At 61.6% G+C, this 21030-nt stretch carries 20 protein-coding genes and 1 pseudogene; 13 read left to right on the forward strand and 8 right to left on the reverse strand.

Annotation, left to right across the window (positions count from 1 at the left end):
* The first annotated feature begins 18 nt into the window (after positions 1 to 18).
* Genes AB0P14_RS09780 through AB0P14_RS09790 form a run of 3 tightly spaced genes read left to right on the forward strand, consistent with a single transcriptional unit; the run spans position 19 to position 3556 of the window.
* Positions 19 to 1041, forward strand: a complete 1023-nt coding sequence (locus tag AB0P14_RS09780; protein WP_363841070.1) for an ABC transporter permease — start codon at positions 19 to 21, stop codon at positions 1039 to 1041.
* Entirely contained in the window at positions 1038 to 1844 is an 807-nt protein-coding gene (locus tag AB0P14_RS09785; RefSeq protein WP_363841073.1) for an ABC transporter permease, read from the forward strand. The genes AB0P14_RS09780 and AB0P14_RS09785 overlap by 4 nt, the downstream gene beginning before the upstream one ends.
* Positions 1841 to 3556: an ABC transporter ATP-binding protein gene (locus AB0P14_RS09790; protein WP_363841076.1), complete on the forward strand. Its 1716-nt coding sequence runs from the start codon at positions 1841 to 1843 to the stop codon at positions 3554 to 3556. The genes AB0P14_RS09785 and AB0P14_RS09790 overlap by 4 nt, the downstream gene beginning before the upstream one ends.
* Positions 3557 to 3611: 55 nt before the next feature.
* Here the strand turns inward: AB0P14_RS09790 and AB0P14_RS09795 are convergent, their stop codons facing one another.
* From AB0P14_RS09795 to AB0P14_RS09805, 3 genes are all read right to left on the reverse strand, one after another.
* Entirely contained in the window at positions 3612 to 3917 is a 306-nt protein-coding gene (locus AB0P14_RS09795; protein WP_363841079.1) for a putative quinol monooxygenase, read from the reverse strand.
* Between the two features lie 121 nt (positions 3918 to 4038).
* Positions 4039 to 4533 (reverse strand): DUF1801 domain-containing protein, encoded by a 495-nt coding sequence (locus AB0P14_RS09800; protein WP_363841082.1) that lies wholly within the window; start codon positions 4531 to 4533, stop codon positions 4039 to 4041.
* Positions 4534 to 4581: 48 nt separating this feature from the next.
* The gene (locus tag AB0P14_RS09805; RefSeq protein ID WP_363841085.1) at positions 4582 to 5304 is read right to left on the reverse strand and encodes a DUF998 domain-containing protein; all 723 of its coding nucleotides are present in this window, start codon (positions 5302 to 5304) and stop codon (positions 4582 to 4584) included.
* A 245-nt stretch (positions 5305 to 5549) separates the two neighbouring features.
* Between AB0P14_RS09805 and AB0P14_RS09810 the strand changes: the two genes are divergently transcribed.
* Both AB0P14_RS09810 and AB0P14_RS09815 read left to right on the forward strand, forming a co-directional pair.
* The gene (locus tag AB0P14_RS09810) at positions 5550 to 6599 is read left to right on the forward strand and encodes an NAD(P)-dependent alcohol dehydrogenase (RefSeq protein WP_363841088.1); all 1050 of its coding nucleotides are present in this window, start codon (positions 5550 to 5552) and stop codon (positions 6597 to 6599) included.
* Between the two features lie 46 nt (positions 6600 to 6645).
* Positions 6646 to 7707: a PQQ-dependent sugar dehydrogenase gene (locus tag AB0P14_RS09815; RefSeq protein WP_363841090.1), complete on the forward strand. Its 1062-nt coding sequence runs from the start codon at positions 6646 to 6648 to the stop codon at positions 7705 to 7707.
* 30 nt (positions 7708 to 7737) lie between these two features.
* Here the strand turns inward: AB0P14_RS09815 and AB0P14_RS09820 are convergent, their stop codons facing one another.
* Positions 7738 to 7944, reverse strand: a complete 207-nt coding sequence (locus AB0P14_RS09820) for a hypothetical protein (RefSeq protein ID WP_363841093.1) — start codon at positions 7942 to 7944, stop codon at positions 7738 to 7740.
* A 1015-nt stretch (positions 7945 to 8959) separates the two neighbouring features.
* Here AB0P14_RS09820 and AB0P14_RS09825 point away from each other — a divergent pair.
* The 4 genes from AB0P14_RS09825 to AB0P14_RS09840 all read left to right on the forward strand — a co-directional run bounded on the left by AB0P14_RS09825 (position 8960) and on the right by AB0P14_RS09840 (position 12421).
* Complete coding sequence (locus AB0P14_RS09825; RefSeq protein ID WP_363841096.1) at positions 8960 to 9841, forward strand: VOC family protein; 882 nt, start codon at positions 8960 to 8962, stop codon at positions 9839 to 9841.
* A 127-nt stretch (positions 9842 to 9968) separates the two neighbouring features.
* Positions 9969 to 11093, forward strand: a complete 1125-nt coding sequence (locus AB0P14_RS09830; RefSeq protein ID WP_363841099.1) for a serine hydrolase domain-containing protein — start codon at positions 9969 to 9971, stop codon at positions 11091 to 11093.
* Between the two features lie 76 nt (positions 11094 to 11169).
* Positions 11170 to 11589, forward strand: coding sequence for a hypothetical protein (locus tag AB0P14_RS09835; RefSeq protein ID WP_363841101.1), 420 nt, complete (start codon positions 11170 to 11172; stop codon positions 11587 to 11589).
* 61 nt (positions 11590 to 11650) lie between these two features.
* Positions 11651 to 12421 carry an alpha/beta fold hydrolase gene (locus AB0P14_RS09840; RefSeq protein ID WP_363841104.1) on the forward strand — a complete coding sequence of 257 codons (771 nt, stop codon included), beginning with the start codon at positions 11651 to 11653 and terminating at the stop codon, positions 12419 to 12421.
* 115 nt (positions 12422 to 12536) lie between these two features.
* Here the strand turns inward: AB0P14_RS09840 and AB0P14_RS09845 are convergent, their stop codons facing one another.
* From AB0P14_RS09845 to AB0P14_RS09855, 3 genes are all read right to left on the reverse strand, one after another.
* On the reverse strand, positions 12537 to 13094 hold the full coding sequence (locus AB0P14_RS09845) for a DUF488 domain-containing protein (protein ID WP_363841107.1): 558 nt from the start codon (positions 13092 to 13094) through the stop codon (positions 12537 to 12539).
* Entirely contained in the window at positions 13091 to 13345 is a 255-nt protein-coding gene (locus AB0P14_RS09850; RefSeq protein ID WP_363841110.1) for a DUF2945 domain-containing protein, read from the reverse strand. The genes AB0P14_RS09845 and AB0P14_RS09850 overlap by 4 nt, the downstream gene beginning before the upstream one ends.
* 668 nt (positions 13346 to 14013) lie before the next feature.
* Complete coding sequence (locus AB0P14_RS09855) at positions 14014 to 14565, reverse strand: DUF6328 family protein (protein ID WP_363841113.1); 552 nt, start codon at positions 14563 to 14565, stop codon at positions 14014 to 14016.
* 654 nt (positions 14566 to 15219) lie between these two features.
* Here AB0P14_RS09855 and AB0P14_RS09860 point away from each other — a divergent pair.
* Positions 15220 to 16512 carry an FAD-dependent oxidoreductase gene (locus AB0P14_RS09860; protein ID WP_363841116.1) on the forward strand — a complete coding sequence of 431 codons (1293 nt, stop codon included), beginning with the start codon at positions 15220 to 15222 and terminating at the stop codon, positions 16510 to 16512.
* Here the strand turns inward: AB0P14_RS09860 and AB0P14_RS09865 are convergent.
* Positions 16509 to 17510, reverse strand: coding sequence for an NAD(P)-dependent oxidoreductase (locus AB0P14_RS09865; RefSeq protein ID WP_363841119.1), 1002 nt, complete (start codon positions 17508 to 17510; stop codon positions 16509 to 16511). The two genes, AB0P14_RS09860 and AB0P14_RS09865, sit on opposite strands and share 4 nt — an antisense overlap.
* Positions 17511 to 17602: 92 nt before the next feature.
* Between AB0P14_RS09865 and AB0P14_RS09870 the strand changes: the two genes are divergently transcribed.
* The 3 genes and pseudogenes from AB0P14_RS09870 (at position 17603) to AB0P14_RS09880 (ending at position 21004) form a co-directional block, all read left to right on the forward strand.
* Positions 17603 to 18319, forward strand: coding sequence for a succinate dehydrogenase cytochrome b subunit (locus AB0P14_RS09870; protein ID WP_363841121.1), 717 nt, complete (start codon positions 17603 to 17605; stop codon positions 18317 to 18319).
* A pseudogene (locus tag AB0P14_RS09875) lies at positions 18319 to 20258 on the forward strand (fumarate reductase/succinate dehydrogenase flavoprotein subunit). The gene AB0P14_RS09870 and the pseudogene AB0P14_RS09875 overlap by 1 nt, the downstream one beginning before the upstream one ends.
* The gene (locus AB0P14_RS09880) at positions 20255 to 21004 is read left to right on the forward strand and encodes a succinate dehydrogenase/fumarate reductase iron-sulfur subunit (protein WP_363841124.1); all 750 of its coding nucleotides are present in this window, start codon (positions 20255 to 20257) and stop codon (positions 21002 to 21004) included. The pseudogene AB0P14_RS09875 and the gene AB0P14_RS09880 overlap by 4 nt, the downstream one beginning before the upstream one ends.
* Positions 21005 to 21030 lie beyond the last annotated feature (26 nt).

The raw sequence follows: 21030 nt of genomic DNA on the forward strand, positions 1-21030 counted from the left end.
ATTTCTCCAGAGCACATCATGACTGAATCCACGCAGATCCCAAGCGGCACCTCCGGCGCTGCCCAGCCATCCGGTGTTGCTGGGTCATCCGGTGTTGCTGGGCGGGCTGCGTCCGCCGTGCGTTGGCTGTTGGGCAAGCTCGCTGGGGGAATTTTTGTGCTCTGGGCCGTTGCTACGGCAATTTTCTTTGGACTCCGGATGATTCCCGGGGATCCAGCCGAGGCCATCATGGGCGGTCCAGGGTCGCAGGCTTCGGCCGAAGCCCTGGCCGCAGCCCGTGCCCAATATGGTTTGGATCAGCCGCTGTACGTGCAGTACTTTGGCCAGCTGTGGCGACTGGCTAAAGGGGACTTTGGCACCTCGTATTCCTTGAAGAGTCCCGTCGTAGAGGTTCTTGCCGAGCTGGTGCCGTCCACGCTCATCCTCGCTGGACTTGCTCTGCTCGTAGCGTGGGTCTTGGCGTTGGTGGTCTCAGTGCTGTCCACGCGCAGCGGTTCGCTGGGTTCGGCGCTGGGCTCTGGACTGGAAATAGTCTCGGCCGCCGTCCCGCACTTTTGGCTGGCCAGCGTTCTGATCATGCTGTTTTCCACCATGCTGGGGTGGCTTCCGCCGGTCAGTACCAATACGCCCTCAGGTTTGGTGCTGCCCGTCATCACCTTGGCCTTGCCACTGGCCGGCTTCATGGGTCAGCTCATGCGAGACACCATGGCCGATGCCCAACGTTCAGCCTTTGCGCTATCAGCCCGGGCACGCGGAGAATCGGAAACTGGTGTACTGCTGAGGCATTCCCTGCGGCACGCTGCGCTGCCCGGGATCGCGCTCTCCGGCTGGGCGTTGGGGTCTCTTCTCTCCGGCGCGGTGGTGGTTGAATCCATCTTTGCCCGGCCAGGTCTGGGCCGTTCACTACTCTCAGCCGTCACAGCGCGGGACATCCCCCTCGTCACCGGTGTGGCCCTCTTCTCGGCCGCCGCCTACGTCTTGATCATGGCGTTTTCCGATGTTGCCGAACGCTTGGTTGATCCTCGGATTGGCAAGTCATGAGCATCCACGCCCCGAACATCCCCAGGCTTGTGGCCGCCGTCGTACTACTCTTTTTTGTGCTGGCCGCCATAGCGCCCAACCTTCTCGCCCCCGTGGATCCACTGGCCATTAACCCTACGCAAGCGTTCTCGGCGCCGGGCCCCGGGCATTTTCTGGGCACCGATGAATCGGGGCGCGACATCTACTCGCGCATCATTCATGGAGCCCGGTCCTCGCTACTCATCGGAGCTGCTGCGACGGCGATCGGGCTGGGCTTGGCGTTGGTGCTGGGTACGATAGCCGGCTTTGGTGGACGGTGGCTGGACTTTGGTGTGGGCCGCGTCCTTGAGGTGCTTTTTGCCCTGCCTGGATTGCTGTTGGCGCTGGTGTTCATTGCGTTGGCGGGGCCCGGGGTTACCACCACCGTGATCGCCGTTGGCCTGACTTCGGCGCCCGGATACGCCCGCATGATTCGCGCGCAGATCATTGCGCTGCGCACCTCGCCCATGGTGGAGGCCGCCACGGTTCTGGGACGACGCCGGTCACGAATCCTTCTCACTCACATCTTGCCTAACGCACTGGCCCCGTTGGCAGTTTTGGCAACACTGGGGCTGGGTCAGGCGATTCTGTGGGCGGCCTCTTTGAGCTTCCTGGGTCTGGGTTCTCCGCCGCCGGCCCCTGAATGGGGCACCATGCTTTCGGCCGGGCGCACGTACCTTTCACTGGCGTGGTGGATGACGTTCTTCCCTGGTCTGGCCATTGTGCTGGTTGCCGCTGCCGCAACCGTCCTATCCCGAACCATGAAGTCAGCAGGTACCCGATGAACGCTACTGAACCCCTGCTGGTTGATCCTCTTCTGAGGGTCGAGGATCTGGAGGTTTCCTTCGGCGGTAACAGCGTTGTACGCGGCATTTCCTTCACGGTGAACCCTGGTGAATGCTTGGCCCTGGTAGGTGAATCCGGGTCCGGTAAATCTGTGACCGCCAGATCCTTGATTGGTTTAGCCGGGCCCGGCTCCCGAGTGAGCGCCACGACCCTGGACGTTGTAGGCAAGGACGCAAAGAGCTTTTCGCAACGAAACTGGCGCGCACTCCGTGGCAAAGAGGTGGGGCTCATCCTTCAGGATGCACTTTCCTCGCTGGATCCGCTGCGGACGGTGGGCAAGGAAATTGACGACGCCCTGCGTTTGCACACGCACGGTTCCGGCACGAAGCGTGCGGCACGCGTGGTTGAACTATTGGCGGCCGTTGGTCTGGATGATCCGGTCCGCAGGGCATCCCAACGATCGGGTGAACTCTCTGGCGGGATGCGTCAGCGGGCGCTGATCGCGTCGGCGATTGCGCTCGACCCGCGGCTCATCATCGCCGATGAGCCCACCACAGCCCTGGATGCAACTATTGCCGCATCCGTCATGGAGTTACTGGGTGAGCTTCGCCAATCGGGTTCGGGCATGCTGCTGATCAGCCATGACCTTGCCACCGTGGCCAGCGTGGCCGATTCCATTGCCGTCATGCAGGCCGGTCGCATCGTGGAACGTGGACCGCGCGAACAAATCTTCAAGGATCCGCAACACCCGTATACGCGGGCGCTGTTGGCGGCGGTTCCGGCTGGCAAGCCCCGTTTTACCAGGCTCTCCCCTGTGAGCAGTGAGGCCCAACTGCTACAAATTGCACCCCTGGCACCTGAGACACCTAGGGTGACGGAAGGTGAGGTGGCGTCTCTAGAGGCGGAAGGTGAGGTGGCCGCCGTCGTACATCCTCTGTTGAGCGCACGGGGGCTGGCCAAGAGTTTCCCCCTGTCCAAGTCCGTCAATTTCAAGGCCGTGCGAAACGTCAATTTCGAGCTATTGCCGGGCAAAACTCTGGGCGTGGTGGGCGAATCTGGATCCGGAAAAACCACCACGGCCCGGATGGCGCTGGGCTTGCTGCCGCCCGATTCCGGCACCGTGGAACTACTCGGTGAACCGTGGAGCCAGGTGCCTGAGCGGGCCCGTCGAAGCCGCCGCTCATCGTTGGGCGCGGTGTACCAGGACCCGTTGTCGTCGTTCGATCCGCGTCTTTCCGCCGGCGCGGTATTGGCTGACGCCCTCAGTTTTGGGCAGACGCGGAACCCGCGCGCCTACACCGGACGCATCAAGGAGTTGCTGGGGTTGGTGGGCTTAACGCCCGAGATGGCACAGCGCAATCCGGCCACTCTCTCGGGCGGACAACGCCAGCGTCTGGCCATTGCCCGTGCCCTCGCCCCGAACCCGAAGGTGCTGATTTGCGACGAACCGGTCTCGGCGTTGGACGTCTCCGTGCAGGCCCAGGTGCTTGATCTGTTGGACGAGCTGCAGCAGCGCCTTGACCTGAGCTACCTGTTCATTTCCCATGATCTCGCCGTGATCCGACACATGAGTGATGACGTGCTGGTCATGCGCGCGGGCGAGGTGGTTGAATCCGGGGCGACGGAATCGGTGTTCACGGAGCCGCAGCATGAGTACACGCGTTCCCTGCTGGCGGCCGCTCCCCCGTCACTGAGCTCCATAGGGCAGTGAATCCGTAGGGCAGTGAATTCGAGGGGCCAGCTGGGCCGATCCAACTGGGTCCTGACTAAGAGTCGGTAGCGTTCTCAAAGGTCTGGATGGACCGGCTGGCCAGACGCGGAATGATCTGTGCTGCGCCGATCCGCTCAATGTGTTCGTACTCGCGGTGCGCGGCAAATCCGGCGGCGTCGGTGTAACGCTCCAAGATGACGATCTGTTCAGGGTTCTCGGCTCCCTGGAAGAACTCGTAGGACATGTTTGCAGGTTCTTTGCGGGTGGCCGCAGCCATTTCGCGAAGCAGCTGCAGGACCGTATCAACCTCGCCGGACTTCACCGTGTAACGGACAACAACCTGAAAAAATGTCTGTGCCATGTGCACCAACCTTGCTCTTGAATCATGCGGATAGATAGCACCCACCCTAGCGGTTGGCAACCGATTGCACGAGTTGCTCAGCGACTATCTGCAGGGGCATCCTGGGCTATTGCTCTAGCGCCTAGTGCCTCTTGCCGCCGACGCCGGGGACAGACGAGACCTGCTTCATCCACGCAGCGATCTGGGCTTCGTCTACATCGGCTAGGGATGTGATCTCCACACCCCGGGTCGACTTGCCCATCCCCACCGGCGTCACGGGCGGGACAGGATTTAGTGCGGCCCCGTTCACAAACATGAGCTTGACATGGCCCACGAAGGCGCCGCTGCTGAAACACCAGCCATCGCCTACGCCGTAATACGCCATGCCCCACTTGACGGAGCGTTGCAGCCCGGGCAGGGTCTTGGCCGCCAGCTCATCGATGGCCTCGGCAAGACCACGCTGTGGTTGCGGAAGACTTGCGATGTAGGCGAAGACCGGCTTGTCACCGACCGCTGCTTTCGCGGGGCTTGCCCTGCCGGTCATGGCTTCGTGAAGCTCGAAGGTGCCTTTCGCTTGGCCCGCCGTGGACAGGCTTGGTTTATTGGCATCATTGTTGCCATGCTCCCCGCTGGTCATGGCGTCATACTACTCCGCGACTCCAGAGCAAAGCACCCCAGCGTGCTGTCAGCGAATCGATCGAGTCGGCCCCGCACCGCCGTCGACCATCTCAGGGGCACCAAACTCAGGGGCAGTAAATTCTGGGGCGTTCCGCAGGGGCAATTTCCTGATGGCCGCGCACACCGCCAGCACCCAACCCAACAGACCGGCCAGGCAGATCCGCTCGGCGAGCCCAAGCAGCTCCGGAGTCATGATGGTGGTCAGAATCAGCGATGCGAGTCCGGCGCCTGCAATGACGGTGAAGGCCAATGCCGCCGGGTATGCGTTGGCCAGCTCATGGCTCGACCGGATCCAGCGCGTGAGCACCCAGATCCCGGCCAGTGCTGCCAAGAATCCACCGGCCGCCACGTAGAGATGAACGGTGCCCACGGTCGTCACCTCCAAGATTCCGTCCCCATTTTCAACATCGGTGGGGAAGAATGCCAGTATGGCTGACGACAGGCCTCCGGCGAGCATCAGCCACGTTCCAGTTCGGCGGGGCATCGTGTCCGGACCGATCAGGTTGATGGCGACTAATGCACAGACGGTGGTGACGGCCCGGCCAAGAAAATTCAGGTTCATGATCCACCCGAACGGTCCCACGGCCAGATTGCTTTCGGCGTCGCTGATCACACTGTAGTGCGGTGGCAGAAATTGGAGCACCACGTCGACTAGAACGTAGAGAAGGATGCCTGCCATGGCTGCGGTAGCGAACCGGCGTCGAGCGGCTGCCGTGTTTTGTTGGGTCATGACTCCAGCATTCCATAGTCAGATGAAGGCGGTACCCGATGAAAGCCGCACCTAGACTAGTCATAGGAACATTGACAGGACACCAATCAATCAGGCAAAACGTACCCGATCCGCCCTCTTGGGAACCGGCGTGCTTGGCACTAGTCTGATCGGCAAATACATCGGGCTACTTCTCTCCTCTTCAGGGTGAGTCTGGCCGCGATCGCGTTGATCATCGTTTTCGCAGAACCCACACCAGGAGAATCATGCTTACCGTCAAGTCCTACGCTGCACCTTCCGCCACCGAAGCTCTGGTACCGAACACGCTCACACGCCGGGATATTGGTCCGCACGATGTCCTCATCGACATCAAGTTTGCCGGGATCTGCCACTCGGACATCCACACCGTCCGCGGTGACTGGGGCCCGCAAAGTTATCCACTAACCCCTGGCCATGAGATCGCTGGCATCGTCACCGAGGTTGGCTCCGCCGTCACCCGCCATGCCGTGGGCGATAGGGTCGGCGTGGGCTGCATGGTCAATTCATGCGGCGAATGCCCCCATTGCCAGGCTGGCGAGGAGCAGTACTGCCTGGCCGGCAACACCGGAACCTATGGCGCCGTCGACCGCGACGGGACCATCACCCAAGGCGGCTATTCCACCCACGTGGTGGTCACGGAAAACTTCGTCGTCACCATCCCCGACAGCCTGGCCCTCGACGTCGCCGCCCCGTTGCTCTGCGCCGGCATCACCACCTACTCGCCGCTACGCCACTGGGGCGCGGGCCCGGGCAAGAAGGTCGCGATCGTCGGCATGGGCGGGCTCGGCCACATGGGCGTCAAAATCGCTGCCGCCATGGGTGCCGAAGTCACCGTCCTGTCCCAAACCCTGAGCAAGCGCGACGACGGACTCAAGTTCGGTGCCCAGCGCTACTATGCGACGAGCGACCCTGAGACGTTCACCGCGTTGGCTGGCAGCTTCGATTTAATCATCAGCACCATCAGTGCCGCCGTGGACATCAACGCCTACCTGAAGCTGCTCACGCTCAACGGCACACTCGTCCTGGTGGGTGCCCCGCCGGAAGCCCTCCCCGTCCAGGCGTTCTCCCTGAGCATGGGACGGCGTTCCTTCGCTGGCTCCACCATCGGCGGCATTCGTGAAACCCAGGAAATGCTCGATTTCTGTGCCGAGCACGGACTGGGCGCCGAGATCGAGGTCATCTCCGCTGATCAAATCAACGAAGCCTACGAACGCGTTTTGTCCTCAGATGTCCGCTACCGCTTCGTCATCGACACCGCAACCTTGTCGAAATCTTGAAGGAAAAGAACGCTAACTAGCCGCGCAATGACCTCAGGAGCCAGCCATGACCCGAAGCCGTTCTTCCGCCGCCGCTTTCTTGGGCGTGAGCCTCAGTGCCAGCATCCTGCTTGCCTCGTGCACAACAGCAACACCGCCGGCGTCACCGCCGTCGGGCATGGGAGGAACGGAAACCATCTCCACGGGGCTGGCCGCACCTTGGTCAGTGGTCTTTCACAACGGCACGCCGCTGGTGAGCGAACGTGACAGCGCCCGCGTCCTGGAGCTGGCCAAGGACGGAACTGCTCGCGCAATCGGAACCATTGAAGGCGTGGAAGCCGCAGGCGAAGGTGGCCTGTTGGGCATGGCCGTCGATGAGCAAGGGCGCCTGTACGTGTGCTCGACCACGGCCGAAGGAAACAGAATTGAGAGGTTCACCATCACTGGCGAGCCAGGATCACTAGCCTTGGGGCAAGCCGACACCATCCTCGAGAAGGTCCCTTCCGCCAGTAACCACAACGGAGGCCGTATCGCCTTCGGCCCCGACGGCATGCTCTACGCCACCACGGGCGACGCCGGAGCGCGCAACCTGGCCCAGGACCTGAATTCCCTCGGCGGCAAGATCCTGAGGATGACCCCCGACGGCGCGGTGCCGGAGGACAACCCTTTTTCCGGGTCGCTCGTCTACAGCTACGGGCACCGTAATCCGCAGGGGCTTGCCTGGGCAGAGGATGGCACCATGTTCGCCACGGAGTTTGGTCAGAATACCTGGGACGAGCTGAACGTCATCACTGCCGGCGCCAACTATGGCTGGCCAACGGTGGAAGGGATCGCCACCGCCGAGGGCTTCACCGACCCAGTCCAACAGTGGGCACCCGAGGCAGCCAGCCCCAGCGGCATGACTCAACTCGATGGGATGCTGTACATCGCTAACCTGCGCGGCCAAGTGTTGCGCGCCGTTCCGGTGGCCGACCCTTCCACGTCTACCAGCTACTTCAGCGCAGAGTTCGGACGTCTTCGAGACGTCACGGTTGCGCCGGACGGAGCCCTGTGGTTTCTCACGAACAACACCGACGGACGCGGGAACCCGGGCGCTGAGGACGATCGAATCTTGGCTGTTGTTCCTTGATGACGGTGCATTCAGTTCCAGAGCTGAACGTTAAGTCCAGATCCTACTGCTCCGATATAACCCCGGAGAATCATCGACCAAGACTATTCCCAAGTCCCAGCTTTCGCCCGAGGCGTCCGCCGCCTTGACTTCCCACAGCCCAGTGTCAACAACGGTCATGCTGGAGGCATCCAGAACCAATCGCAGTGCAGACATGTGGTTCGTGAATTCAGCGGCGACTGTCTCTTTGTCAGTCATCGGCAGTACCCGCCGGATATCATCATCATTCCCAGAATTCAGGGCAGTCTCCACGGCAGCGATAGCTGTGTCCGTCAGAACAGGTGCCGATAATGTTGGAGCTGGACTAGCTGAAGATTGCTGCGCAGTTGTAGAGGTTGTTGTAGAACTTGGAGTCAAGTCAACCTGCCCTGTTGGAGCATTTTTTGGCGTCATGACAAACCAAACAAGGGCCACAAGACAAAGTCCCACAAGCACAGCTAGCAGCGTCCACCAGCGTTTGTGTCTCGCCAGATCAACACTCACCATAGCCCTCCGCCTTCCAGAAACACCACGGGTCACGAAATACCACTAGTCGTACACGTGTCTGAGGCCAAAGTTAGCCGTAGGAAGTAAAACAGACAAGCCCCTTGACCTTCTCATGAGCCGTCCAATAGCATCCGCACACTATCGCCGGTCCAGGGCGATGTCGACGTCCTAGGGTGTCAATGATTCGCAAAGTGGTTGGCGGGCTTTACGGACGTGACGCTGAGTTGGCGCTAATCAAGCGAACGCTTGAGCGAGTAGGTAGACGAGATGCCGGTCCTGAGGGAGCGATGGTCATGCTCAGTGGCACTAGCGGGTCATGGAAATCAGTACTCGCCGACGCTGTGCTAGTTGCTGCGAAGCAATTTGGGTACGTCTGTTTTCGTCCGGCTTGCGAGCCCTTCTATGGAGGGATGAGCTACTTGCCGGTCAGGGAGCTCATTCGGCAATTGGCGGAGGGGCGGCAGTGATCGGCTGACTCGGAACGCACATAGGCCTGACGTGGGACTTTCTCCTGCCCTTCAGCTTCTGTGTTCTCGGCGTCATCTTGGCCTCACATGTCGTCCCGAAGCCTGCCGTGGAGGGACTCAACTCACTGAGCGGGACAGCGCCACGGTAGCTCCCGCCGTCGCACACCCCCGAACGGCAAGCCGCTCCAAAGTTGGTCCTGCCAAACCCTTGAAGCACGCGGGTGGCCGTGCCATGCTGTGAAAGCCCACAGGAGGAAATTATGCAGCGAATCGTGCCCAATATCTGGTGCCAAGGCAACGCCAACGACGTCGGCCACTACTATGCGTCAGTGTTCCCCAAGACGTCCATGGATGCGGTGGCGTCCTACCCGGAGGACAACCTGCCGGACTTCCAGCAGGCTCTCGCCGGGCAGCCGCTCGTGGTCGATGTGACCATCAGCGACTACCGGCTCCGGCTGATCAACGCGGGCGGGGAATTCCGGCCCACACCCGCCATTTCCTTCATCCTCAACATGGACCCGTTGATGTTCGACGGCGACGAAGCACTCACGCGTGAGAGGATCGCAACGATGTGGGATGCGCTGGCAGACGGCGGCCAGGTGCGTATGGAGCTGGCCGCGTACCCGCATAGCCAACTCTATGGCTGGGTAGAGGACAGGTACGGGGTGAACTGGCAGTTGATGCTGACCGACCCGGCCGGCGAACCGCGTCCCTTGGTGATCCCGCAGCTCCTTTTCACTGGGGCGAGCGCGCAGGCGCAACAGGCCATGGACCTGTATCAGGGACTCTTCCCGAACTCCGGCCCGGGCTTGGTGGTGCCGCAGGGCGATGACGGCGGGATCATGTTCGCCGAGTTCACCCTTGATGGCCAATGGTTCTCGGCCATGGATGGTGGAACAGCCCACGACTTCACGTTCTCACCGGGCCTGTCATTGGAGGTCGATTGCACGGATCAGAACGAGATCGACACTTTCTGGGAGGCCTTGAGCACCGTCCCGGAGGCCGAGCAGTGCGGCTGGCTCGTGGACAGCTTTGGGGTCAGCTGGCAGATTGTCCCCCAGAATATGGCTGAACTCATGCAGCACCCTGGCGCTTATCAGCGCATGCTCGCCATGAAGAAGATCGTTATCGCGGAGCTGTAGGAACCGCGGGTCCGCCGTGGCCCTATCATCTGTGCACTGCCGGGGTTAGGATGGCACAAACACCAGCTTAAAACCGAGAACCCGCGGTCATGTGCAGTTGCGCGTTGAGAAATTCACCGGAGTCACCATGCCACCAGTTACGCCGTCCGACCCTACGCCGTCGTCCGCGTTTTTCAACACCACCTCAACGGCCGGGCTTGACCCCCAAACCACCTCCGCATTTCAGCAGGCGCTCGATGACACGCGCTCAGCAGGCCAGTTTCCGGGGGTGATTGCCCGGGTCGTGTCGCCACGGGGCAGTTGGACGGGCACCTCAGGCACCCGGGGGAAAAGTGAAAGCGAACAACCCTCCGCCACGGATGCAACCAGGATCGGCAGCCTCACCAAGACCATGACGGCGACCATTCTTCTGCAACTCGCGGCGGAGAAGAAGCTGTCTCTGACCGAAACAATCGACAAATATGTACCCGGGATGCCTCATGGCAGCACCGCAACACTGCGCTGGCTCGCAGACATGAGCAGCGGCATCCCGAGCTACACCGCAGACGCCGGCTGGCAGCAGCAAGTATTCAGCAACCCGGACAAGGCATGGACGCCGCAGGAACTCGTCGACGTCGTCAAGGACAAGCCGGCCGATTTTGAGCCCCTACACGGTTGGGCGTATTCAAACACCAACTACGTATTGCTGGGCATGGTCATTGAACAGGTCACCGGGGAAAATATAGCGGACGTGTTCCAGGCACGGCTGTTCGACCCGCTCGGCATGACCCATTCGGTCTTCCCCACCACGTCCCAGATCCCCACCCCGCACCTGAGCGGAATCACCGACCAGGGCATGCCAGCCGGGCAGAGGACGGATGCCACCAACTTCAGTCCAACCATCGCCTTCACAGCCGGTGAGGTCATTTCCACGCTCGAAGACCTCACCACATGGGGTGCAGCTTTGTTCACGGGAACCGGCATTCTCGAGCCTGCCACCCAGCAGGAACGCCACGATTCGATCATCCGGGACATCCCGCCGTCGTACTCCGACACCGCCGGCTATGGAATCGGCATCGGCGACAAGGACGGATGGTGGGGCCACGACGGGGCCATCCCCGGCTACACCACGTCCCTCTTCCACAACTACACCTCCGGCACAACGGTCATAGTGGTGGTCAACAGTGATGTGACGTTCGACGGCGCGGCGGGGCCCGTCGGCCCTGCACCTGCGGTTTTCGCTGCCCTGCTTGGCGCATTGGCCGAACCCTGATCCCGTGTCCGGCGGCCCTGATGGAGAGCTGTTCCCCCGCCCGCAACGCCGCGGGCATGTGAAAGGACGGACAACCATGAATGAACAATCAGCAGCACCGTTTCGGCGAGGCGCACTGTTTGACAGCGAGTTCCACGACGAATTCGGCCAGTGGCCGGTGGCCTACATCCCGTACGGCGGACCCACCATGGGTGAGATCACCGCCGTCGCACGTGCCGTGAGTGACGGCGATGACGCTGCATTCCTGGAAGGGTGGGTCGCGGCCGGGGACGCCAAGGTTGCCCAGGCCGAGGCGGCACTTGCCGGCGGGCACCGGGTCAGCGCACGGGAGATTTTCCTGAGGGCCAGCTCAATGTACGCGACCTCGTTGCACCCCTTGTTTGGTGCGCCCCCCGGATCCTCGGCTGGTGGCGGCGTTCGGCAAGCAGATGGCCGCATTTGGGCGCGGGATGGAGCTGAGAGAGGTTCCGGTGCAGCAGGTCGGAATACCTTATGAGGGTGTCGAGTTGCCGGCTTACCTCATTCCCGCAACCGGGCACGAAAGCCAGCTTAGGCCCTTGCTGATCCTCAACAACGGCTACGACGCCACGATCACCGACATGTATTTCGCCTCCGGAGTCGCGGCCCTTGAGCGCGGCTACCACGTGCTGATGTTCGACGGTCCCGGGCAGGGTGCCATGCTGTACAAGCAGGGCCTGGCGCTACGCCCTGACTGGGAAGTGGTGATCTCGGCCGTCGTGGACTACGCCCAGACGGTGGAGATTGTTGACGTCTCCCGGATTGCGCTCAGCGGCTGGAGTCTGGGCGGCTACCTGGCGCCCCGGGCAGCCACGGCGGAACATCGGCTGGCCGCCTGCATCGCAGATCCGGGACAGCTGGACCTTGGGGATTCCGTCCGCGCCTTCGCCGGCAAGTTCGGCGCCACTGCCGAGGAAATCGCCGACCTGAACAATCTCACGGATGAAACCATTGCGGTCATGCGGAAGGCCATCCAGGCGGACCGGAAGCTGCGCTGGAGCATAGTGCAGCGCGGCTTCTGGGCGAACAATGTTTCTGACCTTCGTTCCTTCATGACCAAGACGGCGCAATTCACACTGAAGGACAGGATCGCCGGCATTCAGTGCCCCACCTTACTCACCTCAGCCGAGGGAGATCCCCTGGCTGAGGCCACGGAAGCCTTCTACGATGCGTTGGAATGCCCCAAAACCTTCATGCGGTTCACGGCAGAGGAAGGCAGCAGCGGGCATTGCGAGACGGGCAATCGGGTGCTGCTCAACCAGCGGGTCCTCGATTGGTTGGATGACACGCTCGGGGTTGCGGCAGGCTAGCTTTGCAGCGGGCTAGCTTTGCAGCGGGCTAGCTTTGCACCGGGCTAGCTGACCCGCAAGTTTGGCCCCCCTCGGTGGCGTGGCGGGATCTGCTGGCCGAACTCGCCGCGAGGCATTACGATTTCTTCTCGGGCGCGGGATAGCTGAGCTGCAAGTCCGACCCGACAACGGCTCCTTCACTGAGCTCTGCCGGTTTCGATGAGGCGTGGCCGAGGATGTGCAGCACCTTCACGTCGTGGGCGAGCAGGTGGTCGGTAATGATGCGCCGGTGACACCTCCACCAAACAGCCTCCGAACACATCAAGGCCGTGGCACGCTCTGAAGCCAACTCTTGGAGCTCGGCCAAAGCTTGGCGAAATTCTTCCGACAGGGCGTGGTCTGCATAGTTATGGAAGCTGCGGACCTGCCACCAGGCATTGACCTCGAACGGGATGACCTTACTAACGGGCCGACGCCCCGTCAGCGCCTCCTTGCGCAGCAACGTGATGCCCTGCTCGCGCAAAGACTCACTGAGAGTGTCGGCGTTGAACTGCGGATACTTGTTGGATCCCGGCAACTTCCGAACATCGAGCACCTGTTCAATTCCATGTTCCTGGAGCAGTTCCAGGAACTCCTCCAGCGACCGGTTCGAGTGTCCGATCGTGGCGATTAGAAGCGGCGCCTCACCCGTCACTTGCCAGACTTCCCTGACGTTTTTGATGCAGTTTGTTTGCCCTCGATCAGGTGGAGCGCGCCGCCCTTGTGGGCGGCAATATGGTCGGTTTTATCGCTCTTGATCTCGTACTGCGGATCCTTCTCGGACGCCCTGTGGGTATGCCCTTTGTAATCAAAATCTGCGGTGTGGACGTGGGTGATGTGGCCGGAGACCCGGCCGGCCTCGGAGTTCCATGAAACGTGGTCACCTACGGAGAATTTCCCTGACATGAGTGGCCTCCTTTTTTCCCATTCAAACACTTGGGCAAGGAGTAGTCACGGGCTCACCCCGTTTGCCGGTGTTGCGCGTCCCCGAAGTCACTGCGCGTTTCTACTGGACGGTGCCCACTGACACCCTCGGCAATAGCAGGAAGGAATCGCCCGTGACGAACATCAAAATCAGCGCAGGTGACGCGTAGCGCCGCACTTGAAGACAACGGTCTGGCAAACTCTGCAAACGGGCGGGAAAAGAAAAATGAGCCACTGTTCTAGGAGGCCATTCTTCAAACATGCGCCCGAGGTGGGACTTGAACCAGACTTTGGCCCTTGCAAAGACTGGGCACCGGCGGAAACATGCGGAATCCGGCTCAGTACGTCGCGGTCCAGGACAGCCCAAGAGGAAAAGTGTTTCCATTGTCAACACCTCAGATCGGGAGGGTCTATCAGAAGCACAACTTCACTTGGGAAAATCTCCTCAATGGGAGTTTCTGGGTTGACCCAATTTTGCGCTGTCTTCTGGCTAACTTTGTCTTGCCTGATGTCCAGCGGGAGGTTATTGAGGGCGTTGATGCCGGGCTCGGTTGATACCTGGCTCGTCGGGGAGGTCTGGCCAGACATTGCATCTACGAATCACTCCCATTTTTTACTCCCCGTAGATTATTTATGCGCTCCGCGTTGGTTCATCGATCATTGCGGATACGACGAGATAACGGTAGGGCGAACCACACACCACTGATCAAAATAGCGATTCCGGAGGTTACCAGAATCGACAGGATAGGTCCGAAAAGTAGATCGGTTACCAAGAACACCACCGAGCTGAAGGAGATACCCAGCAATATCAACGCGGTCACCATTTGCCGGGTTGCTGTTTTCAACAGCCGACCTTTGCTGTAGGGCTTACCTCGAACTTGATGATAGGCCCCTTCGCCCAGTAAGAAAACGACGGACACAGCGGTGGAGAGGAAAGCGACGAAGTAAACATCGGACTGAAGCTCGGAGAGGTCAGCGAACACCGATGTGAAAGGCAAACCAAGCAGGAACGCGAGAAGCACCGTCACACCCGGTATGACCATGCGCAACTCCGAGGTGAGCTCGTCCACCTCACGGTCGAGCGTCTCCAGATCGCGTTTCAGAGGATTGGAGTGGGGCTCGCTTGGATTTTGCTGGCGCATAGTGATCTTTTTACCATAGATGGTGTTAAGCGGGCAGGCTGCGCCATAGTTTCGCTTCATGGCTCAAGGATCTACGCGTCTCAAGCATCAGCAGAGGTTCGGTGGAACGGCGCAAGCGCCACCAATTCCAAATCTATCCGCCCAGTTCTATCCGTCCAGTCAGCGCACGACAGACGGTCCTATCAAAGGCACCATTGGACAAGCGACTATCTGTCACTTCATAAGTGACCCGTAGCCCTGTTGTGATGAATGCGTCAGAACGTCCATCACAACAGGGTTACGGGCCACCTATGTTCAAGGACACGAAGCCAGAATTCACCACGAACCACGGAGAGCCGTCCGCCAACTTGGTGGTTCTCGGTGGACCCACCCATGTGCATGGCATGACAAGGCCCGCCTCACGCGACGAAGCAACAACTTGGGCCAACGACGCATCAAGGAATCTGACGCTGGAACACTCGGCGCCAGGAACGAGGCTCGCGCGCCGTCATTTCGCCGGAGAGCTTCCTGGTGTCCAAGGACAACACCCTTGACGACGGCGAACACGCCCGAGCCCGCGCATGGGGCGTGAGCGTGGGCAACGCCATGGAAGCCTTCATCCACCACTGAGCCGCCAGGTCACACCACCCGCACACAGCTCGTCTGGCAGTAGAGTCGGCAGTAACGGCAGATGCCAAATAGTGGAATCCCCGGAATCCAACAAGGAGCCAACCCATGGGTGCACAGCCAACTTTCGTGATTGTTGGGGCCGGTCTTGCTGGCGCAAAAGCTGCGGAAGCACTGCGGACCGAAGGGTTCAACGGGCGCATCCTGCTGTTCGGGGCGGAACCTGAGCCGCCCTATGAACGGCCCGCGCTGTCCAAAAGCTTTCTGCAGGGCACCTCTGAAAGGGCAAAGATCTACGTCCATGCGAAGCAGTGGTACGCGGATCATGACATTGAACTTCACACCAGCACCACGGTCACGGCCATCGATCGCACTCAGCGGGAAATTAAGTTGGCCAACGGAAATCGCCTCGCTTACGACAAGCTGCTGTTGACCACAGGAGCCTCCCCCCGTCAGCTGCCCGACGCCGGACCTCACAGCGTGTACTACCTGCGCCGGGTCGAGGACAGCCTGCAGCTCAGATTTGCGTTCACCACGGCCAAACGCGTGGTCATCATCGGCGGCGGGTGGATCGGATTGGAGGTAGCTGCCGCGGCCCGCGCGGCCAACGTCGAGGTGGTCCTGTTGGAGCGCGGTGACGTCCCTCTGCTGCGTATTCTTGGAAGGGAAACTGCCGAGGTATTCGCCCGTCTCCACAGGGCTCATGGTGTGGACCTGCGGACAGGCACCCGCGTCCGGCGCATCATCATCAATGCCGACGGCAGGGCGACGGGCGTGCAGCTCAACGATGGCACGCAGGCGGATGCGGACCTGGTGGTCGTCGGTGTCGGGGCCCCGCCGAACACATCCCTTGCCGAGGACGCCGGCCTGCTTGTGGACAACGGCATCAAAGTTGATGAGCACTTGCGCACGTCGGACCCGGACATTTTCGCGGCCGGGGATGTCGCGAACGCTTTCCACCCGTTACTGGGCGCGCACATCCGCAGTGAACACTGGTTTAACGCGCTCAGCCAGCCAGCTGTCGCGGCCAGATCCATGATGGGTTTGGACTCCAGCTACGACGAGGTGCCGTACTTTTACAGCGACCAGTACGAGTTGGGCATGGAGTATGCCGGCCATGTGGACCCGGGCAGTTGGGACCAGGTCATCTTCCGCGGGGACAAGGACACGCTCGAGTTCGTTGTTTTCTGGCTCAAGGACCACAAGGTGCTCGCCGGCATGAACGTCAATATTTGGGATGTCACCGAGGTGATCAAGGACCTGGTCCGTTCGGGCCTGAAGGTCGACGGCGTGAAGCTCGCCGATGCCTCCATCCCCCTGGCCGAGGTCCTCGCCGACGCGAAGAATGCCGGCCCGAAGAATGCAGGACCCCGGTTAGAGAGTGAGCAGGACCCCCGTTAGACAGTGGGCAGGATGCGCCCCGATAGGCTTTCGCCACGCAGGTATCGGCGCAGGTTTGCGGTAAAGAGCTCCGTGTTGCGAGCGTTTTCCTGGCGCGTGTCTGCAGCCGCTAGGGGGCTGATGAGCACGTTGGGCATCGACCGCAGTGCACTGTTGCCCGGCAGCTGGGCAGCGGAATACGCGTGCAACAGAACTGCTGCCGGCTGCCCTTGTTCAAGCCCTCGTACGAGTGCTTGCTCATCGAGAACGCCGCCGTGCCCCACATTGACCAGGACGGCGTCGAATCTCATTTTGCGGACCGTCTGGGAACCGATCAGTCCTGCTGTTTCCCTGTTCAGTGGCAAGGCCAGCACGACGGCGTGGGCGACCGGGAGCATATCCCCCAAAAAACGTGCTGGCCGAAGCTCGTCAACATGGGGTGCGTGGTCGTTGCCCGTCCGGGTCATGGCCATGACCCTCATCCCGAATGCCTTTCCCAGACGCGCGACTTCAGCACCGACACCGCCCAGCCCCACGACGAGAAGCGTCTGGCCGGCAAGTTCCGACGGGCGCCCGGTTCCCGACCATGCGCAGGTGCCGGGCTTCGCGTCGTGGCCGTGCCTAGCGAAGGCCAGCAGGCCGAGCATGGCAAATTCGGCCAGCGCCCCGGCATGAGTCCGGCCCGGTCCCGTGATCAGCACGCGTTCCCGGACTTCTTCACCGAGCTCAGCGTGCTGCAGCCTCCCAAGCTCGTCCTGATTGGTGGCATGGACCCAGCGCAGTCCCGCAGCACCGTGCAGCAGCCCCTCCAATTGCGTAGGCGTGCCGGGCGGAATTCCGAACATGATTTCCGCGTCCGCCAGCACCCGCTGACGCGCCGCCGTGTCCAAGTGTCGGTCATGGTGGACATCAATGGTGCTGTCCACGTTCTTGATGGCACCAATCACGTGCGGGTCCACCGCGGCACCGACAACCACTGAAACCCGCGGAACCGACGATGACTGCTCATGGGTGATCATGGCTTCATCGTACTCATGGCACGAAACACACAAGTTTCCGCGTTCGCATTCGTTTCATGGTGCATTGGGCCAATGGTGTCTACAGTGGGGTCATGTCCATCAACGGTGTTGGGGCACGGCAAAAGGTACTGCGTTCATCCGTGGTGCTGCACGCAGGGATGGCCGTTTCGGGACTGATCATGATCCTTTTCCTGCTGGCCCACATGTACGGCAACTTGAAAATCTTCGAGGGCCAGCAGGCGTTCGACAGCTACTCGGCGTATTTGCGTGAAATTGGTGAGCCGTTGCTCCCCTACAGCGGGGCCCTGTGGATCATCCGCGTGGTACTGCTCCTGAGCGTAGGCGTCCATATATATGCGGCTTTTACCCTGTGGTTCCGATCGCGTGCAGCAACCCACGGCAAGGGCGCGTGGCGTTATGAGAGCACCAAGAACCGCCGCGGCGTCCAGCGCAGCTACGCCTCCTTCACGCTGCGGTGGGGCGGGATCGTCATTGGCCTGTTCGTCATCTACCACATCCTGCACCTGACTGCAGATGTCATCGCACCCGGCGGGACGTCGTCGAGCGCGTACCAGCGCATGGTCAACGGTTTCTCCATCTGGTGGGTGGTGCTCTCCTATGCCGTGGCACTGATCGCCCTTGGTTTCCATTTGCGGCACGGGGTGTGGAGCGCCTTCGCTTCCCTCGGTGCCAACACCTCTGTTGCGCGCAGGCGTGTTCTCAACGGGACTGCCACCGTGGTCGCCGCGATAATACTGGTCGGATTCTTTATTCCGCCGCTGGTGATTTGGCTGGGGTGGGTGCAGTGATGACAGAGCTGTTTACGGTTGGGGATCCCCTCCGGGACACGAAGGCGCCAAACGGTCCCCTCCAGGAACGCTGGGAGGCGCGCCGCTTCGGCGCCAAGCTGATCAACCCGGCCAATCGCCGCAAACTCTCCATCATTGTCGTCGGCACTGGATTGGCAGGCGCCTCGGCAGCGGCAACGCTCGGCGAGGCGCCTGCCAGGTCAAGAGTTTCTGCTACCAGGACAGCGCCCGGCGCGCCCACAGCATTGCAGCGCAGGGCGGCATCAATGCCGCCAAGAATTACCGCAATGACGGCGACAGCGTCCGCCGCCTCTTTTACGACACCGTCAAGGGCGGTGACTACCGTTCGCGGGAATCCAACGTCTACCGCCTGGCCGAGGTCAGCTCCGCCATCATTGACCAGTGCGTGGCCCAGGGCGTCCCTTTCGCCCGGGACTACGGCGGGCTGCTGGATACACGCTCCTTTGGTGGGGTTCAGGTTTCCCGCACGTTCTATGCGCGGGGCCAAACCGGCCAGCAGCTGCTGCTGGGCGCGTACCAGGCGTTGGAGCGCCAAGCCGCGGCCGGCACGGTGGAGGTCAACACGCGCCATGAAATGCTCGACCTGTTTGTCATCGACGGCAAGGCCCGCGGGGTTGTTGTCCGGGACATGGTGACTGGTGCTCTGGAGACACACCTGGCCGACGCCGTCGTGCTGGCCACCGGCGGCTACGGAAACGTCTATTACCTCTCCACCAACGCGATGGGTTGCAACACGACGGCGATCTGGCGCGCGCACCGCAAGGGCGCATTCTTCGCGAACCCCTGCTTCACCCAAATTCACCCAACATGCATTCCGGTCAGCGGCGACCACCAGTCGAAATTGACGCTCATGAGCGAGTCCCTGCGCAACGACGGCCGCATCTGGGTGCCGGCCACAGCTGGGGACCCCCGCAATCCGCGGGACATCCCCGAGACCGAACGCGACTACTACTTGGAGCGCGCGTATCCGTCCTTCGGCAATCTCGTCCCGCGCGATGTTGCCTCCCGGGCAGCCAAAAACCAGTGCGACGCCGGACGGGGCGTGGGGCCCGGCGGCCGGGGCGTGTACCTGGACCTCACCGACGCCATCGCCCGCCTGGGCCGGGCTTCGATCGAGGAGAAGTACGGCAATCTGCTGGAGATGTACCAGAAGATCACCGATGAGGATCCCTACCAGGTGCCCATGCGCATCTACCCGGCCGTGCATTACACCATGGGCGGGCTGTGGGTTGACTACGATCTGGAAAGTTCCATCCCCGGGCTGTTCGTCATCGGGGAGGCAAACTATTCCGACCACGGCGCGAACCGGCTCGGAGCCAGCGCCCTGATGCAAGGCCTGGCGGACGGCTACTTCATCCTGCCCAACACCATCGGGGACTACCTGGCCAAGAACCCGTCCGCCGCCGTGGATGAAGCCCATCCCGATGCCGTTGCGGCGGTGGAGGCGGTCCGGGAACGCATCAACAGGTTCCTGTCGATCAACGGCGAACGTACAGTTGATTCCTTCCACAAGGAACTCGGCACCATCCTCTGGGAATACTGCGGGATGGAACGCAACGCCGAGGGGCTGGTGCACGCCGTCGAGCTCATTCGGGCCCTTCGCAAGGAGTTCTGGAGCAACCTCAAGGTCACCGGCAGCAACGAGGAGCTGAACCAGACCCTTGAACGTGCCGGCCGCGTGGCCGACTTCTTTGGCCTGGCCGAACTGATGTGCGTTGATGCGCTGCACCGCGGGGAGTCGTGCGGCAGCCATTTCCGCACGGAGAGCCAGACCGGCGACGGCGAGGCGTTGCGTGACGACGACGCGTTCGCCTACGTCGCGGCCTGGGAGTTCGACGGCGAGAACACCCCGCCCAGGCTGCACAAGGAAAACCTTGAGTACGACTTCGTGGAGTTGACGCAGAGGAGCTACAAATGAAAATCACCCTGCGCATCTGGCGCCAGCACGACGTTGACTCCCCCGGGCGGATGGAACGTTACGAGGTCGAGGGCATCAGTGGCGACATGTCGTTTTTGGAGATGCTGGACGTCCTGAACGAAAGGCTCGCCGTCGCGGGCGAAGAGCCCGTCGCGTTCGACCACGATTGCCGGGAGGGCATCTGCGGCATGTGCTCCCTGGCCATTGACGGTATTGCCCACGGTCCCGAGGGCCTCACCACCACCTGCCAGCTGTACATGCGCCACTTCAGCGACGGTGACACCATCGACGTCGAACCGTGGCATGCCGAGTCGTTCCCGGTCGTGCGGGACCTCATCGTGGACCGCAGCGCGCTGGACCGGATCATCCTGGCCGGCGGCTACATCAGCGCGCCGACCGGTGCTGCCCCCGATGCGTCAGCCACACTCGTGCGCAAAGACGCAGCAGACCGGGCCTTCGACGCGGCCACCTGCATTGGGTGCGGTGCCTGCGTTGCCGCGTGCCCCAATGGTTCCGCCATGCTGTTCACGGGAGCCAAAGCCACCCATTTGGGCGCATTGCCCCAAGGCCAGCCCGAACGCCATGCGCGCGCCTTGGCCCTCGTCAACCAACACGACGCTGAAGGCTTTGGCGGATGCACGCAAATCGGGGAATGCACGGCCGTGTGCCCGGTCGGCATCCCGCTGGACATGATCTCGCGGCTCAATGCCGACGTGCTCTCCGCCCTCGGCGACCCGGGAACCTGAACTACTACCTGATTTTGTCCGCCGGG

It is taken from the genome of Specibacter sp. NPDC078709 (genome assembly GCF_040686795.1).
GTDB lineage: Bacteria > Actinomycetota > Actinomycetes > Actinomycetales > Micrococcaceae > Specibacter.

What these genes read in the sequence shown, in the direction of transcription:
- AB0P14_RS09805 (WP_363841085.1), bottom strand. Translation starts at nt 5,304, where the DNA reads ATGACCCAACAAAACACGGCAGCCGCTCGACGCCGGTTCGCTACCGCA.
- AB0P14_RS09870 (WP_363841121.1), top strand. Translation starts at nt 17,603, where the DNA reads ATGTCCATCAACGGTGTTGGGGCACGGCAAAAGGTACTGCGTTCATCC.
- AB0P14_RS09865 (WP_363841119.1), bottom strand. Translation starts at nt 17,510, where the DNA reads ATGATCACCCATGAGCAGTCATCGTCGGTTCCGCGGGTTTCAGTGGTT.
- AB0P14_RS09800 (WP_363841082.1), bottom strand. Translation starts at nt 4,533, where the DNA reads ATGACCAGCGGGGAGCATGGCAACAATGATGCCAATAAACCAAGCCTG.
- AB0P14_RS09850 (WP_363841110.1), bottom strand. Translation starts at nt 13,345, where the DNA reads ATGTCAGGGAAATTCTCCGTAGGTGACCACGTTTCATGGAACTCCGAG.
- AB0P14_RS09780 (WP_363841070.1), top strand. Translation starts at nt 19, where the DNA reads ATGACTGAATCCACGCAGATCCCAAGCGGCACCTCCGGCGCTGCCCAG.
- AB0P14_RS09825 (WP_363841096.1), top strand. Translation starts at nt 8,960, where the DNA reads ATGCAGCGAATCGTGCCCAATATCTGGTGCCAAGGCAACGCCAACGAC.
- AB0P14_RS09785 (WP_363841073.1), top strand. Translation starts at nt 1,038, where the DNA reads ATGAGCATCCACGCCCCGAACATCCCCAGGCTTGTGGCCGCCGTCGTA.
- AB0P14_RS09835 (WP_363841101.1), top strand. Translation starts at nt 11,170, where the DNA reads ATGAATGAACAATCAGCAGCACCGTTTCGGCGAGGCGCACTGTTTGAC.
- AB0P14_RS09855 (WP_363841113.1), bottom strand. Translation starts at nt 14,565, where the DNA reads ATGAAGCGAAACTATGGCGCAGCCTGCCCGCTTAACACCATCTATGGT.
- AB0P14_RS09830 (WP_363841099.1), top strand. Translation starts at nt 9,969, where the DNA reads ATGCCACCAGTTACGCCGTCCGACCCTACGCCGTCGTCCGCGTTTTTC.
- AB0P14_RS09790 (WP_363841076.1), top strand. Translation starts at nt 1,841, where the DNA reads ATGAACGCTACTGAACCCCTGCTGGTTGATCCTCTTCTGAGGGTCGAG.
- AB0P14_RS09820 (WP_363841093.1), bottom strand. Translation starts at nt 7,944, where the DNA reads ATGACTGACAAAGAGACAGTCGCCGCTGAATTCACGAACCACATGTCT.
- AB0P14_RS09880 (WP_363841124.1), top strand. Translation starts at nt 20,255, where the DNA reads ATGAAAATCACCCTGCGCATCTGGCGCCAGCACGACGTTGACTCCCCC.
- AB0P14_RS09815 (WP_363841090.1), top strand. Translation starts at nt 6,646, where the DNA reads ATGACCCGAAGCCGTTCTTCCGCCGCCGCTTTCTTGGGCGTGAGCCTC.
- AB0P14_RS09810 (WP_363841088.1), top strand. Translation starts at nt 5,550, where the DNA reads ATGCTTACCGTCAAGTCCTACGCTGCACCTTCCGCCACCGAAGCTCTG.
- AB0P14_RS09795 (WP_363841079.1), bottom strand. Translation starts at nt 3,917, where the DNA reads ATGGCACAGACATTTTTTCAGGTTGTTGTCCGTTACACGGTGAAGTCC.
- AB0P14_RS09860 (WP_363841116.1), top strand. Translation starts at nt 15,220, where the DNA reads ATGGGTGCACAGCCAACTTTCGTGATTGTTGGGGCCGGTCTTGCTGGC.